At 71.5% G+C, this 14,280-nt stretch carries 16 protein-coding genes; 6 read left to right on the forward strand and 10 right to left on the reverse strand.

What is annotated here, in order from left to right:
- Nucleotides 1-14: 14 nt before the first annotated feature.
- The 4 genes from ACGFZQ_RS15590 (at nucleotide 15) to ACGFZQ_RS15605 (ending at nucleotide 2,648) form a co-directional block, all read left to right on the forward strand.
- The gene (locus ACGFZQ_RS15590) at nucleotides 15-545 is read left to right on the forward strand and encodes a hypothetical protein (protein ID WP_351729762.1); all 531 of its coding nucleotides are present in this window, start codon (nucleotides 15-17) and stop codon (nucleotides 543-545) included.
- Nucleotides 546-548: 3 nt separating this feature from the next.
- Entirely contained in the window at nucleotides 549-1,160 is a 612-nt protein-coding gene (locus ACGFZQ_RS15595) for a histidine phosphatase family protein (protein ID WP_393840822.1), read from the forward strand.
- Nucleotides 1,161-1,532: 372 nt separating this feature from the next.
- Nucleotides 1,533-2,168, forward strand: coding sequence for a hypothetical protein (locus tag ACGFZQ_RS15600; RefSeq protein ID WP_393840823.1), 636 nt, complete (start codon nucleotides 1,533-1,535; stop codon nucleotides 2,166-2,168).
- A gap of 57 nt (nucleotides 2,169-2,225) precedes the next feature.
- On the forward strand, nucleotides 2,226-2,648 hold the full coding sequence (locus tag ACGFZQ_RS15605; RefSeq protein WP_393840824.1) for an acyl-CoA thioesterase: 423 nt from the start codon (nucleotides 2,226-2,228) through the stop codon (nucleotides 2,646-2,648).
- 64 nt (nucleotides 2,649-2,712) lie between these two features.
- Here ACGFZQ_RS15605 and ACGFZQ_RS15610 read toward each other — a convergent pair whose 3' ends face one another.
- Nucleotides 2,713-3,114: a helix-turn-helix domain-containing protein gene (locus ACGFZQ_RS15610; RefSeq protein WP_351729750.1), complete on the reverse strand. Its 402-nt coding sequence runs from the start codon at nucleotides 3,112-3,114 to the stop codon at nucleotides 2,713-2,715.
- A 132-nt stretch (nucleotides 3,115-3,246) separates the two neighbouring features.
- Between ACGFZQ_RS15610 and ACGFZQ_RS15615 the strand changes: the two genes are divergently transcribed.
- Entirely contained in the window at nucleotides 3,247-4,692 is a 1,446-nt protein-coding gene (locus tag ACGFZQ_RS15615; RefSeq protein ID WP_393840825.1) for an MFS transporter, read from the forward strand.
- 42 nt (nucleotides 4,693-4,734) lie between these two features.
- Here ACGFZQ_RS15615 and ACGFZQ_RS15620 read toward each other — a convergent pair whose 3' ends face one another.
- Nucleotides 4,735-5,598: an NAD(P)H-binding protein gene (locus ACGFZQ_RS15620; RefSeq protein ID WP_393840826.1), complete on the reverse strand. Its 864-nt coding sequence runs from the start codon at nucleotides 5,596-5,598 to the stop codon at nucleotides 4,735-4,737.
- 93 nt (nucleotides 5,599-5,691) lie between these two features.
- Here ACGFZQ_RS15620 and ACGFZQ_RS15625 point away from each other — a divergent pair, with 93 nt between their 5' ends.
- Entirely contained in the window at nucleotides 5,692-6,486 is a 795-nt protein-coding gene (locus ACGFZQ_RS15625) for a helix-turn-helix domain-containing protein (protein WP_393841189.1), read from the forward strand.
- Here ACGFZQ_RS15625 and ACGFZQ_RS15630 read toward each other — a convergent pair.
- The 8 genes from ACGFZQ_RS15630 to polX all read right to left on the reverse strand — a co-directional run bounded on the left by ACGFZQ_RS15630 (nucleotide 6,452) and on the right by polX (nucleotide 14,273).
- Complete coding sequence (locus ACGFZQ_RS15630) at nucleotides 6,452-7,897, reverse strand: nucleobase:cation symporter-2 family protein (RefSeq protein WP_393841190.1); 1,446 nt, start codon at nucleotides 7,895-7,897, stop codon at nucleotides 6,452-6,454. The two genes, ACGFZQ_RS15625 and ACGFZQ_RS15630, sit on opposite strands and share 35 nt — an antisense overlap.
- 267 nt (nucleotides 7,898-8,164) lie before the next feature.
- Nucleotides 8,165-9,541, reverse strand: coding sequence for an 8-oxoguanine deaminase (locus tag ACGFZQ_RS15635; RefSeq protein ID WP_393840827.1), 1,377 nt, complete (start codon nucleotides 9,539-9,541; stop codon nucleotides 8,165-8,167).
- Nucleotides 9,542-9,660: 119 nt separating this feature from the next.
- Complete coding sequence (pucL, locus tag ACGFZQ_RS15640) at nucleotides 9,661-10,584, reverse strand: factor-independent urate hydroxylase (protein ID WP_393840828.1); 924 nt, start codon at nucleotides 10,582-10,584, stop codon at nucleotides 9,661-9,663.
- 4 nt (nucleotides 10,585-10,588) lie between these two features.
- Nucleotides 10,589-11,011, reverse strand: coding sequence for a hydroxyisourate hydrolase (uraH, locus tag ACGFZQ_RS15645; protein WP_393840829.1), 423 nt, complete (start codon nucleotides 11,009-11,011; stop codon nucleotides 10,589-10,591).
- Between the two features lie 4 nt (nucleotides 11,012-11,015).
- A complete protein-coding gene (gene uraD / locus ACGFZQ_RS15650) occupies nucleotides 11,016-11,528 on the reverse strand; it encodes a 2-oxo-4-hydroxy-4-carboxy-5-ureidoimidazoline decarboxylase (protein ID WP_393840830.1) in 513 nt (170 codons plus the stop codon).
- 126 nt (nucleotides 11,529-11,654) lie between these two features.
- Nucleotides 11,655-12,023 carry a helix-turn-helix domain-containing protein gene (locus tag ACGFZQ_RS15655; RefSeq protein ID WP_351729725.1) on the reverse strand — a complete coding sequence of 123 codons (369 nt, stop codon included), beginning with the start codon at nucleotides 12,021-12,023 and terminating at the stop codon, nucleotides 11,655-11,657.
- Nucleotides 12,020-12,274 (reverse strand): hypothetical protein, encoded by a 255-nt coding sequence (locus ACGFZQ_RS15660; protein WP_393840831.1) that lies wholly within the window; start codon nucleotides 12,272-12,274, stop codon nucleotides 12,020-12,022. The genes ACGFZQ_RS15655 and ACGFZQ_RS15660 overlap by 4 nt, the downstream gene beginning before the upstream one ends.
- 259 nt (nucleotides 12,275-12,533) lie before the next feature.
- Nucleotides 12,534-14,273 carry a DNA polymerase/3'-5' exonuclease PolX gene (gene polX / locus ACGFZQ_RS15665; protein ID WP_393840832.1) on the reverse strand — a complete coding sequence of 580 codons (1,740 nt, stop codon included), beginning with the start codon at nucleotides 14,271-14,273 and terminating at the stop codon, nucleotides 12,534-12,536.
- Nucleotides 14,274-14,280 lie beyond the last annotated feature (7 nt).

Consider the following 14,280-nt stretch of genomic DNA (forward strand, 5'->3'; position numbering starts at 1 on the left):
GGTAACCCCTCCTCATGACCCAGCGTCCCCTGCTCCTCCTCGACGTCGACGGACCCCTCAACCCGTTCCGGGCCCGGCTGCTGCGGCATCGCGGGTACGTGACCCACAGGCTGCACCCGGCGAACTGGTCCGCCCGCCAGACACCCGGCTCCCGCAGGCTCCGCCGCGGACTGCGGGTGCGGCTGCACCCGCAGCACGGGGCACGGCTGCTCGCGCTGCCGTACGAGCTGGCCTGGGCCACCACCTGGATGCATGAGGCCAACGAGATGATCGGCCCGGCCGTCGGGCTGCCCGAACTGCCCGTCATCGAGTGGCCCGAGCTGTTCGCCAAGGACCCGGACGGGCTGTACTGGAAGACGCGGACCGTGGTGGCGTGGGCGGCGGGGCGGCCGTTCGTCTGGGTGGACGACATGGTCACCGACCTGGACGTCCGCCATGTCGCCGACCACCACGACGCCCCCGCGTTACTCCTTCCGGTCGACCCCCGCCACGGCCTACGGGCGCGTGAGTTCGCCGAACTGGAACGCTGGGCTCTTAGCCTCTGACGTATGGCTGATGTCTTTCTCGTCCGGCACGGTGAGACCGAGTGGTCGCGGTCCGGACGGCATACCGGGTGGACCGACGTGCCCCTCACCGAGCACGGGCGGGAGGAGGCGCGGCGGCTGGTGCCGTTGATCCGCTCGCACCGCATCGGCGCCGCCTTCGTCAGCCCGCTCCAGCGGGCCCGGGAGACCGCCGAGCTGATCGGCGTGCCCGATGCCCGGATCGACGCCGACCTGCGGGAATGGGACTACGGCGGCTACGAGGGCGTGACCACCGTGGAGATCCAGCGCACCCGGCCGCGCTGGTTCCTCTTCACCGACGGGGTCGCGCCCGGTCCGCCGGAGCACCCCGGGGAGACCCCGGAGCAGGTCGGAGAGCGGGCCGACCGGATGCTGTCCAAGGTCGAAGCGGCCCTCGCCAACACGGAGGGGGTCGTGCTGCTCGTCGCCCACGGCCACTTCCTGCGCGTCCTGACCGCCCGCCGCCTGGGCCTGCCCCCCTCCGACGGCGCCCTCTTCCAACTGGCGACCGGAACGCTGTGCCGCCTGAGCACGGAACACGAGCGCCCGGTGATCGCGGGCTGGAACATCCGCCCGAGCGAGCCGAGCGACGGCTGAGAGAGGAGCGCTGGGGGGGGCGGCGGCTGAGAGAGCAGCCCTGGGAGGGGCGGGCGGCGAGAAAGCAGCGCTGGGAGGACGGGCGGCCGAGAGAGCAACCCTGGGAGAGCGGGCGGCTGAGGGAAGGCGGCCGGTGGCGGGCAGCGGCCGACCGACGCCATCGGTCGGCGACCGGAGATGCGCGACCGGCGGGCCAGGACAGGCGCGGCCGGCGGCTGGCGGCTGGCGGCTGGCGGCTGGCGGCTGGCGGCTGGCGGCTGGCGGCTGGCGGCTGGGGATCTTCGTGCGGTCGGGTGTCAGTGGGCGGACGTAGCCTTCGGTGGGTGGGTCCGTGTGGGTTCGTTCGGATCGGTTTCTGGGAGGGGGTGCGCTGTGAGTCGACCGCCCACCGCCGCTCAGCGGCGCATCATCGACGGGGCTGATCCGGTCAGCGGGCGGCTGCGGGGTACGGAGGCGCAGTTGGCGGCGCTGGTGAAGCGGGGGCTCGCCTTTCGGCATCCGCGGCCGCCGCACGACCACTTCTTGACGCCTGCGGGGCATCGGGAACGGGAGGCGGCGGCTCCGCAGCTCCCGGCAGCGGCACCGGCGGGGGCACCGGCCGAGCCGGACGGGGTGTTCGCCGCGCGGGTCGGCGGTGAGGAGGCCGTCGTCGACGGGCCCGCCCGCGCGCGTGAGGTGCACAGCGCCTGGCAGGGGCTCCTGGAGCTGCGCCGGATGACCAACCCCGACGGCGCCACGGACCGGCCGTGCGGCTGGGAGCGTACCCATCTCGTGCGGGCCGCCGCGCTCGCCCTGGAGGCGGCCGGGCACCCGCCCGAGGGACCCACGACCGCCGGCTACCGGGTGCGGGCCACTCCGCAGCCCGAGGCGGTCGCCGTGTACGCGCCGGAGGGCGAGCCCCTGCGGGCGTGCGCGGGCACCCTGGAGCGGGCGGGGTGGCAGACCGGCGAGTACACGGAACCACGGACTCGAACGCGCTATCTACTGGCATCGCCGCGCCGGGTGTGACGGGCGTGCCAGGATGCCGACAGAGGATCAGTGCGTCGTACACGAGAAGGGGAAGTCGTGAGCCAACCGTATTCCGTCCACGTCACGGTCCGTGGCTACGAGACCGATGTGCAGGGCCATCTGAACCAGGCGGTGTACCTCAACTACGCCGAGCACGCCCGCTGGTCGCTGCTCCAGGCCGCCGGGCTCACCCAGACCGAACTGATCGGGCGGGGCGTGGGCCCGGTGGCCCTGGAGACGACCATCCGGTACAAACGGGAGCTGCTCGCCGGTGACGAGGTCGATGTGACCTGCGTGTTCGAGTGGGGCGAGGGCAAGACGTTCCGGATACTCCAGTCGATAACCAAGGCGGACGGCACCCTGGCCGCCGAGGTGGACGCGGTCGGCGGACTGCTGGACCTCAAGGCCAGGCGGCTGATCGACCGTCCGAGCGAGGTCTTCAAGGAACTCGCCTCGGCTCCCGGCCTGTTCGGCTTCTGAGGGTCCGGCGCGGACCGCCACCGCCCGGTCCAACGCCGTCCACACCATCTACAGCGTCACGCGTCTACGCGTCGAGCAGTTCGGGCTGGTGCTCGGCGTCGTAGGCCGCCCGCGCCTGCGCGATGTAGCCGCGGTTGCGCTCGGCCCAGTCGGTCAGCCGTTGCAGCGTCTCGTGCAGTTCCAGGGCCACCGGGGTGAGTCCGTACTCCACCTTCGGGGGCACGGTCGGATACACGGTGCGGGTCACCAGCCCGTCGCGCTCCAGGTTGCGCAGGGTGAGGGTCAGCATCCGGCGGCTGATGCCCTCGATGCCACGCTCCAGTTCGGTGAAGCGGATGGGGCCGTGCGAGGCCGCGACCAGGATCTGGACGCTCCATTTGCCGGCGACCCTGTCAAGAACCTCGCGGACCGGGCAACTGCCCGCGTTCACGACCTGGACGGTTACACCGGTGTTCCTCTGGGACATCGAGCTGCCTCCTTACGTCTCCCCCCATGGTCACTCACCATGAACTCCGTTACAAGTCATGCACCTTGTGCACGAGCTGTTCCTGTTCATCTGTCCGGTGAGTTCTACGGCGATTGCGGAGGCCCAGAGGCCATGTCGACCACGACCGGAAAACCGACACCGACACCGGCGGCCCCGGTGGCGCTCACACGAACATACCCCCGTTGGGCGTCCCTCGCCGTCCTGTGCGCGGGGATCCTGATGACCGTCCTCGACGGCAACATCGTCACGGTGGCGATGCCGGCCATCCAGCGCGACCTGGGTTTCAGCGGTCCCGGGCTGGCCTGGGTCGTCAACGCGTATCTGATCCCGTTCGGCGGGCTGCTCCTGCTGACGGGGCGTCTCGGCGACCTGGTGGGCCGCAAGCGGATGTTCACGACGGGCCTTGCGCTGTTCACGGTCGCGTCCTTGCTGTGCGCGGTGGCGACCGGGCAGGGGGTGCTGATCACGGCGCGGGCGATGCAGGGCGTGGGCGGGGCGATGACCTCCGCGGTGGTGCTCGGCATGCTGGTCGCCCTCTATCCGGAGCCGCGTGAACAAGGCCGGGCCATCGCGGTGTTCAGCGCGGTCGGCGCGGCGGGCGGCGCGCTCGGCACCTTCCTGGGCGGGGCGCTCACCCAGGCGCTGAGCTGGCACTGGATCTTCCTGATCAACCTGCCGACAGGGCTGGCCGCCTGGTTCGTGGCCACCCGGATCCTCGCCCCGGACCGGGGCGCCGGCCTGCGCCAGGGTGCCGACTTCCCGGGCGCCGCGCTGGTCACCGGCGCCCTGATGCTCACGGTCTACGTCATCGTCGGCGCCGGGGACCGCGGTCCGCTCGCCACCCTCCTCCTGACGACCCTGGCGGTCGCCCTTTTCACGGCGTTCACCCTGCGGCAGGCACGCGCCCGGCGCCCGTTGCTGCGCCTGGGGCTGCTGCGCTCCCGGCTGCTCGCCGGCGCCAACGCCGTACAGGTGCTGATGGTCGCGACGATGTTCGGCTTCCAGTTCCTCGGTGCGCTGTACCTCCAACGCGTCCTCGGCTACGGCGAGTTGGCGACCGGCACTGCCTTTCTGCCGGCTCCGGTCACGATCGGGCTGCTGATGCTGGGACTGTCCGCGCGGACGATCGCCCGCTACGGCGCGTACCGCGTCCTGCTCAGCGGTCTGGTGCTGATCGTCGCCGGGATGGCCCTGCTGGGCCGGGTGCCGGTCGACGCCTCCTACGCCGTCGACGTGCTGCCGCCGCTCCTGCTGCTCGCCGCGGGGTTCGCCGCGGCGATGCCGGCGCTGACCGGGCTCGCGATGTCCGGGGCGCGCGAGGAGGACGCGGGCCTGGCGTCCGGGCTGTTCAACACCACGCAGGTGGTGGGCGGTTCGCTGGGGCTCGCGGTACTGAGCACCCTGGCGGCGAGCCGCACCGGCGGACTCCTCGACCAGGGTACGGAGTTGATCCCCGCCACGGCGGAGGGCTACCGGCTGGCGTTCCGGGCGGCCACCGGAATCGCGGTGGCCGCCCTGGTGCTGGCGGCGGCGGTGCTGCGCCCGCGGAACCCATGAACCGGTACCGCGGCCGCCGCGGTCCCTGGTGCGCAGCGCTCCTCAACCCGCCGCGAAGAGGCCCTTGTTGTCCTCGGCCCAGGTGCGGAAGGTCCGGGCCGGCCGGCCCAGCACCTCGGTGACGTCCTCGGTGATCAGCGCGTTGCCTCCGGCGCGGACGAACGCCAGGCCGGTCAGGACGCCTTCCGCCCGGGTCCCGTCCATGCCCCAGGCCGTGCGGAGGAAGTCGCGGGTCTCGTCCGGGGACAGGTCCCGGGTCGGGACCGGACGGCCGAGAACCTCGGCGAGCACGGTGGCCTGGCCCGGCACGGTGATCGCCTCGGGACCGGTCAGGACGTACGTCCGCCCGGCGTGCCCGGCGTCCAGCAGGGCCCGCACCGCCACCTCGGCGATGTCGCGCGGGTCGATCACGCCCGAGGCGCCGTCTCCGGTCATGTTGGGCACCGGCTGGTCCGCCCGGAGCGCTTCCCTCCAGGTCAGCGTGTTGGAGGCGAACGACGACGGCTGGAGCACCGTCCAGGCGAGCCCGCTGTCCCGCACCGCCCGCTCGCCGTCGACATGCCACTGCGAGGAGGGGCCGGAGGCCGGATCGCCGGTGGCGATGGCGGAGAGTCTCACCAGCCGCTGCACGCCCGCCGTCCGCGCCGCGGCGACCAGCGCCGCGTCCTCTCCCGCGTCGGGGCCGGGCGGCCTGAGCAGGAACGCGGCCGTCGTGCCGGCCAGCGCGGCGTCCAGGGAGGAGGGGTCGCCGTAGTCCCCGCGCACCACCTCCACCCCGGCGGGCACCCGTGCCTTCGCCGGGTCCCGGGAGAGCGCGCGCACCTTCGTACCGCGCTCGGCCAACTGCCGTACGACGTCACTGCCGATGGTGCCCGTGGCACCCGTCACCAGAATCATGCGGACCACGATGGGCGGGTCCGGGCGGCCGGCTCTTGGAAATACCGGCACGGCCCGGCCGCCCGGACGGTGGCGCGGCTCGCTTACCGTGGAAGCGTGCCGATGACCATCGCCCAGTCGCTTCCGGCCCCGCCCGAGGGGCTGCGCCCGTGGATCGCCGAGGTGCGGACCATGTCCTTCGCCGAGCCGCCCGAGGGGGCGTTCGTCCATCTGCCGGACGCGGCGATCAAGGTGGCGCTGCGGGTGACGGGGGACGGCCGGCGTGACGTCCTGGCCATCGGGCCGCGGGTGCGGGCGACCTACCACGCGGGCAAGTCCCATATCTCGTGCGTGGAGTTGCGCCTCGCTCCGGGAACCGCCCGGCCCCTGCTGGGTGTTCCGGCCGCGGGTCTGGTCGGCCGGGTGGTGCCGCTGGACGACCTGCCGGGCGGGGCGGCCCGCCGGTTCGCGCGTGAGGTGCGGTGGCTGGACCCGCGGGAGGCGCTGCCGCGTATCACCGAGGTGCTGCCCGGGATGCTGTCGGAGCAGTCGGATCCGGCCCGGACGGCGCTGCTGCGGGCGGGCGTCAAGGCGCTGTCGGTGCGGCTGGACCGGGCGCCCGCCCAGGTGCGGGACGTGGCCCGGGAACTGGCGGTCAGCGAACGCCAGTTGCGGAACCTGTTCACCGACGGCATCGGCGTCTCCCCGAAGCACTACGCCCGTATCGACCGCGTCCGCACGCTCGCCGCCCGGGCGGGCAGCGCGGCCTGGTCCGAACTGGCCGCCGCCACCGGCTACTTCGACCAGTCGCACATGACGTCCGACTTCCGCGCCCTGATGGGCGTTCCGCCCCGCTCGTACCTGACCGGCCGGCTCCCCGCGCTCAGCCCCTGCCAGTCGGTCCGGGGCGCCGGCTGAATTCGGCTGCGCGGCGGCCGCCGGCACGCAGGACCGGGAGACCGCCCGCAGGGACGTTACGAGATCGACCGAGGCGATGTGAGGGGCACGGCCCCGGGGCCTCAGGAACTTCGGTGGCTTCGGAGGCCGTGCCCTTCGCTTCGGCGCGCCGCCGGCCCAGGTGGTTGAAGACGAGGTTGAGCAGTACGGCCGCCACGCAGCCCGTCGAGATGCCCGAGTCCAGGACGATCCGGGCGGTCTCCGGGAAGGCGTGGTAGAAGTCCGGCGCGGTGATCGGCACGATGCCGACGGCGAGGGAGACGGCGACGACCAGCACGTTCTCGTCCTTGTCCAGGCCGGCCCTGACCAGGGTCTGGATGCCGCTGGCGGCCACCGAGCCGAAGAGGACCACGCCCGCGCCGCCCAGCACCGGCCGGGGTACGACGGCGATCAGCGAGGCCGCCATCGGGCACAGTCCCATCAGCACCAGGAAGCCGCCGCCGACCGCGACCACGAACCGGCTGCGGATCCGGGTCATCGCGACCAGGCCGATGTTCTGGGCGAAGGCACTGCACATGAACCCGTTGAAGAGCGGGCTGATCGCCGAGCCGAGGGTGTCGGCGCGCAGCCCGGCCGCGATCGTCCGCTCGTCGGCGGGGCGTTCGACGATCTCGCCCAGCGCCAGCATGTCCGCGGTCGACTCGGTCATCGAGACCACCATCACCACGCACATGGAGAGGATCGCGGCGAGGTGGAACTGCGGGGCGCCGAAGTGGAAGGGGGTCGGGAAGCCGACGACGTCCGCGTCGGCGACCGGGCCGAAGTCCGTGAGACCGAAGGGCAGGGCGAGGACCGTGCCGGCGACCAGGCCGATCAGCACGGCGACCTGTTTGACGAAGCCCCGGGTGAAGCGGCGCAGGAGCAGGACCATGAGGAGGGTCGCGGCGGCCAGGCCCAGGTACTTGGCCGCACCGTAGTCGTGCGCCGCCGGGTCGGGGCCCTGTGCCCAGCCGAAGGCCACCGGGAGCAGCGAGACGCCGATGAGGGTGATGACCGTGCCGGTGACGACGGGCGGGAAGAACCGGACCGCCTTGCTGAAGGAGGAGGCGGCGAGGAAGCCGAGCAGGCCGGCGACGATCACCGCGCCGAAGATGACCGGCAGGGCGTCGGACCTGTCGTGGGTGGAGGCGGCGATCGCGGTCATCGGGGCGACCCCGGCGAAGGTGACGCCGTTGACGAAGGGCAGCCGGGCGCCGATCTTCCAGACGCCGAGGGTCTGCAGGAAGGTGGCGAGGCCCGCGGTGAAGAGGCAGGCGCCGGTGAGGAAGGTCAGTTCGGTGCCGGACAGGCCGATGGCCGCGCCGACGATCAGGGGCGGGGCGACGACTCCGGCGTACATCGCGGCCACGTGCTGGAGGCCCGTGGTGGCCATTTTCAGGGGCGGGAGTTTCTCGTCGACGGGGTGCGAGGACACAGCGGCTCTCCTCCGGTCGGGTACGCGTCGGCTCTGACGCGGGTTTCAGGGAGGTGGTGCGTGTCGGCCATGCGGGACCGAAGGGGGAAGGGTGACCGTTCCTGGGCGCGCGCGAGGAAGCACGCGCCCAGGAGACGGCCGCCGTGGACCCCGCTGGGGTCCACGGCTGCCGGCCGGGAGCCGTCCCTCCTGGCCGGAGCTGAAATGCCCTACGGAAGCGAGGAGTTACCGTGCGGCGATGTGCGCCAGGCGCTGGGCCTCGGCTCGCGTGGAGCGGGCGATCGCGTCCTCGTCAACGTGCAGCAGGCGGTTGTCCTCGACGATCTGACGGCCGTTCACGTAGGAGGCCGTGACCGGGGCTGCCGCGCCGAAGACCAGGGCGGTGACCGGGTCGGCGATGGAGGCGTGGGCGAGGGTGTCCAGCTTCCAGAGCACCAGGTCGGCGAGCTTGCCGGGTTCCAGGGAGCCGATCTGGCCTGCGCGGCCGAGGACCTGGGCGCCGCCGTAGGTGCCGAGGCGCAGTGCCTGGCGGGCGTTGAGGGCGGCCTCCCGGTGTGCGCCGAGGCGGTTGATCAGCAGTGCGTTGCGCAGCTCGGTGTGGAGTTCGCCGGACTCGTTGGACGCGGTGCCGTCGACGCCGAGGCCGACCGGGACGCCGGCGGCGAGCATGTCGGGGACGCGCGCGATGCCGGCCGCGAGGCGGGCGTTGGAGGACGGGCAGTGAGCGACGCCGGTCTGCGTGCGGGCGAACGCGGCGATGTCGGAGTCGTTCATGTGGACGCAGTGCGCCATCCACACGTCCTCGCCTAGCCAGCCGGTGGACTCGAAGTAGTCGGTCGGGCCCATCCCGAACAGCTCCTTGCAGAACTGCTCCTCCTCGACGGTCTCCGAGCCGTGGGTGTGCAGGCGCACTCCGAGGCGGCGGGCCAACTCGGCTCCCTGCCGGAGGAGTTCGGTGGAGACGGAGAACGGCGAGCAGGGGGCGACGGCCACCTGCGTCATCGCGTCGAAGGAGGGGTCGTGGTGCTCCTTGACGGTCGCCTCGGTGGCGGCGAGGGCGCCTTCGAGGGTCTCGACGGCGAAGTCCGGGGGCAGGCCGCCGTCCTTCTCGCTGCGGTCCATGGAGCCGCGGGCGAGGGTGAAGCGGACGCCGGTCTCGCGGGCGGCGCGGATGATCGCGCCGGAGAGGTCGCCGGAGTCCTTCGGGTAGACGTAGTGGTGGTCCATCGCGGTGGTGACACCGCCGCGGGCCATCATCGCGAGCGAGCCCTGGGCGGCCGCGTACACCATCGGCTCGTCGATGCGTGCCCAGGTCGGGTACAGCGCGACCAGCCAGTTGAAGAGGTTGTGGTCGGTGGCCAGGCCCCGGGTGATCCACTGGTAGTAGTGGTGGTGGCTGTTGACCAGGCCGGGCGTCACCAGATGACCGGTGGCGTCGATACGGCGTACGACGTTCTCCAGGCCCTCGGGTGCCCGGCCCGCGCCGAGCGACTCGATACGGTTGCCGGCGATGACGACGTACCCGCTGGCGTACTCGGTGTCGTGGGCGTCGACGGTCGCGATCGAACAGTTCTCGATGACGGTGCGCCGGTCTGCTGCCATGATTCGTCCTTTTCGCTCAGTGGACTTGTGGTGAGGGCACGGCAGGACCCCGGGGATTTGAGTGCCGCGGCCGGAGCGCAGGGCGTCACCGGCCGCGGGTGCCGAGAATGTGGGGCGGATCAGAGGTTGGTGAGGTCCACCGGGATCCTCGCGGCGCAGCCGTCCCGGAGGATGGTCGCCTCGATCAGGCCGTAGGGCCGGTCGGCGGCGTAGTAGACCTCATTGTCGTTCTTGAGCCCGAACGGCTCCAGGTCGACCAGGAAGTGGTGCTTGTTCGGCAGCGAGAAGCGGACCTCGTCTATCTCGCCGCGGTTGTCGATGATGCGCGAGCCCATCTGGTACAGCGTCTGCTGGAGCGAGAGGGAGTACGTCTCGGCGAAGGCCTGGAGCATGTGCTTCTTCGTCTGCTCGTAGGACTTCTCCCAACTCGGCATCTTCTGCTCGTCGTCGGTCCAGTTGAACCGCCAGCGGGCGGAGACCTGGGTGGCCAGGATGCGGTCGTACGCCTCGGGGAGGGTCGTGTACTTGTCCTTGACGTAGCCCCAGAACTCGGAGTTGGTCGAGTTCATCACGACGAGGTCCTTGAGGCCGGATATGACCTCCCACTGCGAACCGTCGTACGTGATCTGCGTGAGCCGGGTCTCCTGGCCCTTGCGCACGAAGGAGTGCTTGACCTCGTCGGCGCCGATGAACTTCGAGTTGGCGTCGGAGGCCTCGATGCGCTCCCAGGCGTACTCCTCTATCCGGATCCGGGCCGTCCTGATCGGCTCCTGGCTGGTCACGAAGTGCCGGGCCAGGTGGATGCCGAACTGTTCGGCCGACTCGATGCCGTGCTCCTTGGCGAACGCGAACACCGTGTTCTTGGTGGTGTCCGTCGGCAGGACGTTGGCGTTGGAGCCGGAGTAGTGGACCTCGTCCATGTCGCCGGAGAGCGACACCGACACGTTCAGGTCCTTGATGTGGTGGGTGGCACCGTCCCGCGTGATCTTCACGACCCGGTTCTCGGCCTTGCCGTACTGGTTCTGCCCAAGAATGGTAGGCATGTAGCTAGCTCCCTCGGTAAACGGAGTAGCCGAACGGGTTGAGCAGCAGCGGTACGTGGTAGTGCTCGCCCGGTACGACGGCGAACGTGATCGCCACCTCCGGGAAGAACACGGCCGGCCCGCTGTCCCGATTCGCGGGGGCGTCCTGCTGCGCATCGGCTTGCTTCTTCGTGAACTTCTCGAAATACGGCTCCACGGCGAAGTCGAGCCGTACGTGGGTGGTCCCCTCCGGCAGCGCCGGCAGGCCCTTGCACCGGCCGTCCGTGTCGGTCGCGCCGCCGCCGAGCGCCTGCCAGACACCTCCCTGCCCATAGTGGGCGGACCGGCCCTGGCGGGCGGACAGCTGGACGGCGACACCCTCGGCGGGGCGGCCGAGCGAGGTGTCCAGGATGTGGGTGGACACGGAGGCGGTGGTGCTGGTGCTCATGGTGTCAGGCGTCCTCTGCGACGAGTCGGGCGAGCCGGATGCGGTTGATCTTGCCCAGTTCGGTGCGGACGATCTCCCGCTCCTGCTCGGGCGCGTTGCCGATCCGCTCCTTGACCGCGTCCCGCATCTCCTCGCCGCTGCGGCCGGTCGCGCAGATCAGGAAGACATGGCCGAACTTCTCCTGGTACGCCAGGTTGAGTTCGAGCATCTCCGCCTTGAGTGCTTCGGCGGCGTCGGCCATGCCGGACTGTTCGCGGGCCGAGGTCGGGTCACCGGGCCTGGGGCGGCCGATCGGCGGGTGTCCGGCCATGGCCTCCGCCAGGTCGGCCGGGCCCAGTTCGGCCATGGCCGCGTCACTGGCGGAGCAGAGGGCCTCGGGGGTGGTGTAGGGGCGGGCGGCGAGCAGGCGCCGGGCCCATGCGGTGGAGGCACACGCCTCGTGGAGGGCGGCGAGGGCCGCGTGCTCCTCCAGAACATTGAACCGGGCCAGACCCGGGGGCGTGGAAGTCGACGTCACGGGAGCCTCCGTGGCCGTAGGCGGCCTTCGTGCTGAACGGGCTGCCGTTAGCTAACGCCCTCCGGAACCCAGCGTCAACACTTTGTTGAAAATTCCGCGTAACAACCCCGGGACGCACCCCGCGGGTCAGCTCTCCTTCTCGCGGTTGAGGTAGTTGTAGACGGTGAAGCGGCTCACGCCGAGCGCGCCCGCCACGGTCTCCACACCGTGCCGTACGGAGAAGGCGCCCCGCGCCTCCAGTATGCGCACGACCTCCTGCTTCGCCTTGCGGTCCAGGTCGGCCAGCGGCTTGCCCTGCTTGCGCTCCATGGCGGCCAGGATGTGATCGAGGGAGTCGGCGAGCTGCGGCAGCCGTACGGCGACCACGTCGACGCCCTCCCAGGCGAGGACGACGTCGTCGGCGCCGGCCTCGTCGGGCGGGAGCATCTCCCCGCCCATGGCGTCGACCAGCGGCTTCACGGCCGTGATGAAGGGCTCGTCCGCGTTTCCGGTCACTTGTCGCCGTCCTCCCCCACCACGTTGACCTGGAGAGAGATCCGGGTGGCCCCGGCCTCCAGGCTCCGGCGCAGCAGCGCGTCCACGGCGCCGAGTACGGCGTCGGCGCCGCCCTCGGCCGTGTTCCCGAACGGCCCGACGTCCACCGCGTCCAGCTGAGCACCCTCGATGACCTCTCGGGCGACCAGCGCGTGCGCGGGTGCCTCGTCCAGGTCGAAGGGCTCGGTCGTGAACTCCACTCTCAATCGCATTGCGCCCCCAGAAAACGTCCCTGACCTGCACTTCGGCCGACCGCTGCACAGCCGCGACGCACTCCGGGCCAGTCAGTTCCACCGCGACGGAGCCGCTGCGTCCGCCACGAGCCGACCCTAGCCGACCGGGGCGCCCCTCCGCCTGGTCGTCTGTCAGGCCGTTCGTCCGGTGGATCAGCCCCGGGCCCGCTCGCGTGTGCCGCACGTGGCGGTGCTCGCCCCGGTCATGAGGTGACAGGCCGGGTGGCGGTCTCCCGGCTCAGCCGCGCTTGCGCAGGAAGCCGCGCAGTCGGCGCTCCGGCCAGGTGTTGATCACGTCGTCCTTGGTGAGCCAGCCGCGCTGGGCGGTGCCGATGCCGTACCGCATGGCGGCCAGATGGGGGACGGCGTGGGCGTCGCTGTTCACGGCGAACTTCACGCCGTGCCGCCGGGCCCGCAGGATGTCCTCGTCACGCAGGTCGAGGCGGTCCGGGTGGGCGTTGATCTCCAGGGCCGTGCCCGTGCGGGCGCACGCGGCGAAGACCGCGTCGAGGTCGGCGTCGATGCCGGGACGCCTGTCGATGAGGCGGGTGGTGGGGTGGCCGATGATGTGGACGTGCGGGTTCTCGCAGGCCCGGACGAGCCGCCGGGTCAGGGCCTCGCGGCTCTGCTTGAAGTGCGAGTGGATCGACGCCACGCACAGGTCGAACCCGGCGAGGAAGTCGTCCGGCCAGTCCACCTCGCCCTCGGGGCCGATGTTCAGCTCGGTGCCGTGCAGCAGTCGTAGCCCGCCGCGCCGCCCCTTGGTGGGGTACGTGCCGTCCAGCTCGCGCACCCGCTCACGCTGGGCCAGCATCCGCTCGTCGGTCATACGCTGCATGGCCAGGTCGGGCGCGTGGTCGGTGATCGCGTAGTAGGCGTAGCCGCGCCGGGCCGCCGCCTCCACCATCTCCTCCAGCGGTGCGAGCCCGTCGGTGAGGTCGGTGTGGGTGTGCAGGTCGCCGCGCAGGTCGGCCTCGGTGACCAGCTCCGGCAGCTCGTCCCGCAACCCGGCCTCGATCTCGCCGCGGTCCTCGCGCAGGGTCGGCGGGATCCAGGGCAGGCCCAGGCGGGCGTACACCTCCTCCTCCGTTCCGGAGACGATCTTCTCGCCGCTCTCGACGTCGAAGAGCCCGTACTCGGAGAGCTTGAGCTTCTGGTGCACGGCCCGTTCGCGGGTGCGGATGTTGTGGGCCTTCGAGCCGGTGAAGTACTGGAGCGCCGCGCCCCACGAGTCCGGCGGTACGACCCGCAGGTCGACGTTGAGCCCCTTGCTGGTGCGGACCGACGTTTTGGTCTCGCCCTGCCCGATGACCTCGGTGACGTACGGCAGCTCGGTGAACGCCCGCATGATCGGCGCGGACTTCCTGGCCGCGACGAGGATGTCGATGTCACCGATCGTCTCGCGGAACCGGCGCAGCGACCCGGCGTACGCGCACTTCTCGCAGCCGGTCACCGCGGACAGCGCGCCGACGACGCTCTCTGCCAGGTCCATGGCGACGTCGAGCCGCACCCGGCCCCCGGCCGACCGGAGCAGCTCGATTCCGTGCAGGATGTTCTCCTCGGTCTTCGGCCCGAAGCCCTTGAGATCGCGCAGCCGCTCCTGGTCGATGGCGTCGGCCAGTTCCTCGACCGAGGAGATGCCCAGCTCCTCGTAGACCGCCATCGCCTTCTTCGGACCGAGGGTGGGGATGGCGGTCAGCCGCCGTACCCCGGCCGGGATCTTCGCCCGCAGCTCCTCCACCGCGGACACGCTGCCCTTGTCGAAGAACTCCAGGACCTTCTGGGCGATCGACTTCCCGACGTTCGGGATCTCCTGGAGCCCCTTGAGGTCGAGCGTGGCGGCATCGGCGTGGTGACCGCCGACCGCCCGGGCGGCCTTCTCGTAGACCCGCGCCTTGAAGGCGTCTCCGCCGGTGATCGAGATCAGGTCCGCGTACTCCTGGAGCAGGGCGGCGACCTCGTCGTTGGACCGTGCCATGCCTTCA

This window comes from Streptomyces sp. NPDC048254 (genome assembly GCF_043201895.1).
Taxonomy (GTDB): Bacteria; Actinomycetota; Actinomycetes; order Streptomycetales; family Streptomycetaceae; genus Streptomyces.

Coding starts and splice junctions, on each gene's coding strand:
- ACGFZQ_RS15635 (WP_393840827.1), bottom strand. CDS start 9,541: ATGGCAGCAGACCGGCGCACCGTCATCGAGAACTGTTCGATCGCGACC.
- polX (WP_393840832.1), bottom strand. CDS start 14,273: ATGGCACGGTCCAACGACGAGGTCGCCGCCCTGCTCCAGGAGTACGCG.
- ACGFZQ_RS15630 (WP_393841190.1), bottom strand. CDS start 7,897: ATGGCCACCACGGGCCTCCAGCACGTGGCCGCGATGTACGCCGGAGTC.
- ACGFZQ_RS15625 (WP_393841189.1), top strand. CDS start 5,692: ATGACCATCGCCCAGTCGCTTCCGGCCCCGCCCGAGGGGCTGCGCCCG.
- ACGFZQ_RS15590 (WP_351729762.1), top strand. CDS start 15: ATGACCCAGCGTCCCCTGCTCCTCCTCGACGTCGACGGACCCCTCAAC.
- ACGFZQ_RS15610 (WP_351729750.1), bottom strand. CDS start 3,114: ATGTCCCAGAGGAACACCGGTGTAACCGTCCAGGTCGTGAACGCGGGC.
- uraH (WP_393840829.1), bottom strand. CDS start 11,011: ATGAGCACCAGCACCACCGCCTCCGTGTCCACCCACATCCTGGACACC.
- ACGFZQ_RS15660 (WP_393840831.1), bottom strand. CDS start 12,274: ATGCGATTGAGAGTGGAGTTCACGACCGAGCCCTTCGACCTGGACGAG.
- pucL (WP_393840828.1), bottom strand. CDS start 10,584: ATGCCTACCATTCTTGGGCAGAACCAGTACGGCAAGGCCGAGAACCGG.
- ACGFZQ_RS15615 (WP_393840825.1), top strand. CDS start 3,247: ATGTCGACCACGACCGGAAAACCGACACCGACACCGGCGGCCCCGGTG.
- ACGFZQ_RS15595 (WP_393840822.1), top strand. CDS start 549: ATGGCTGATGTCTTTCTCGTCCGGCACGGTGAGACCGAGTGGTCGCGG.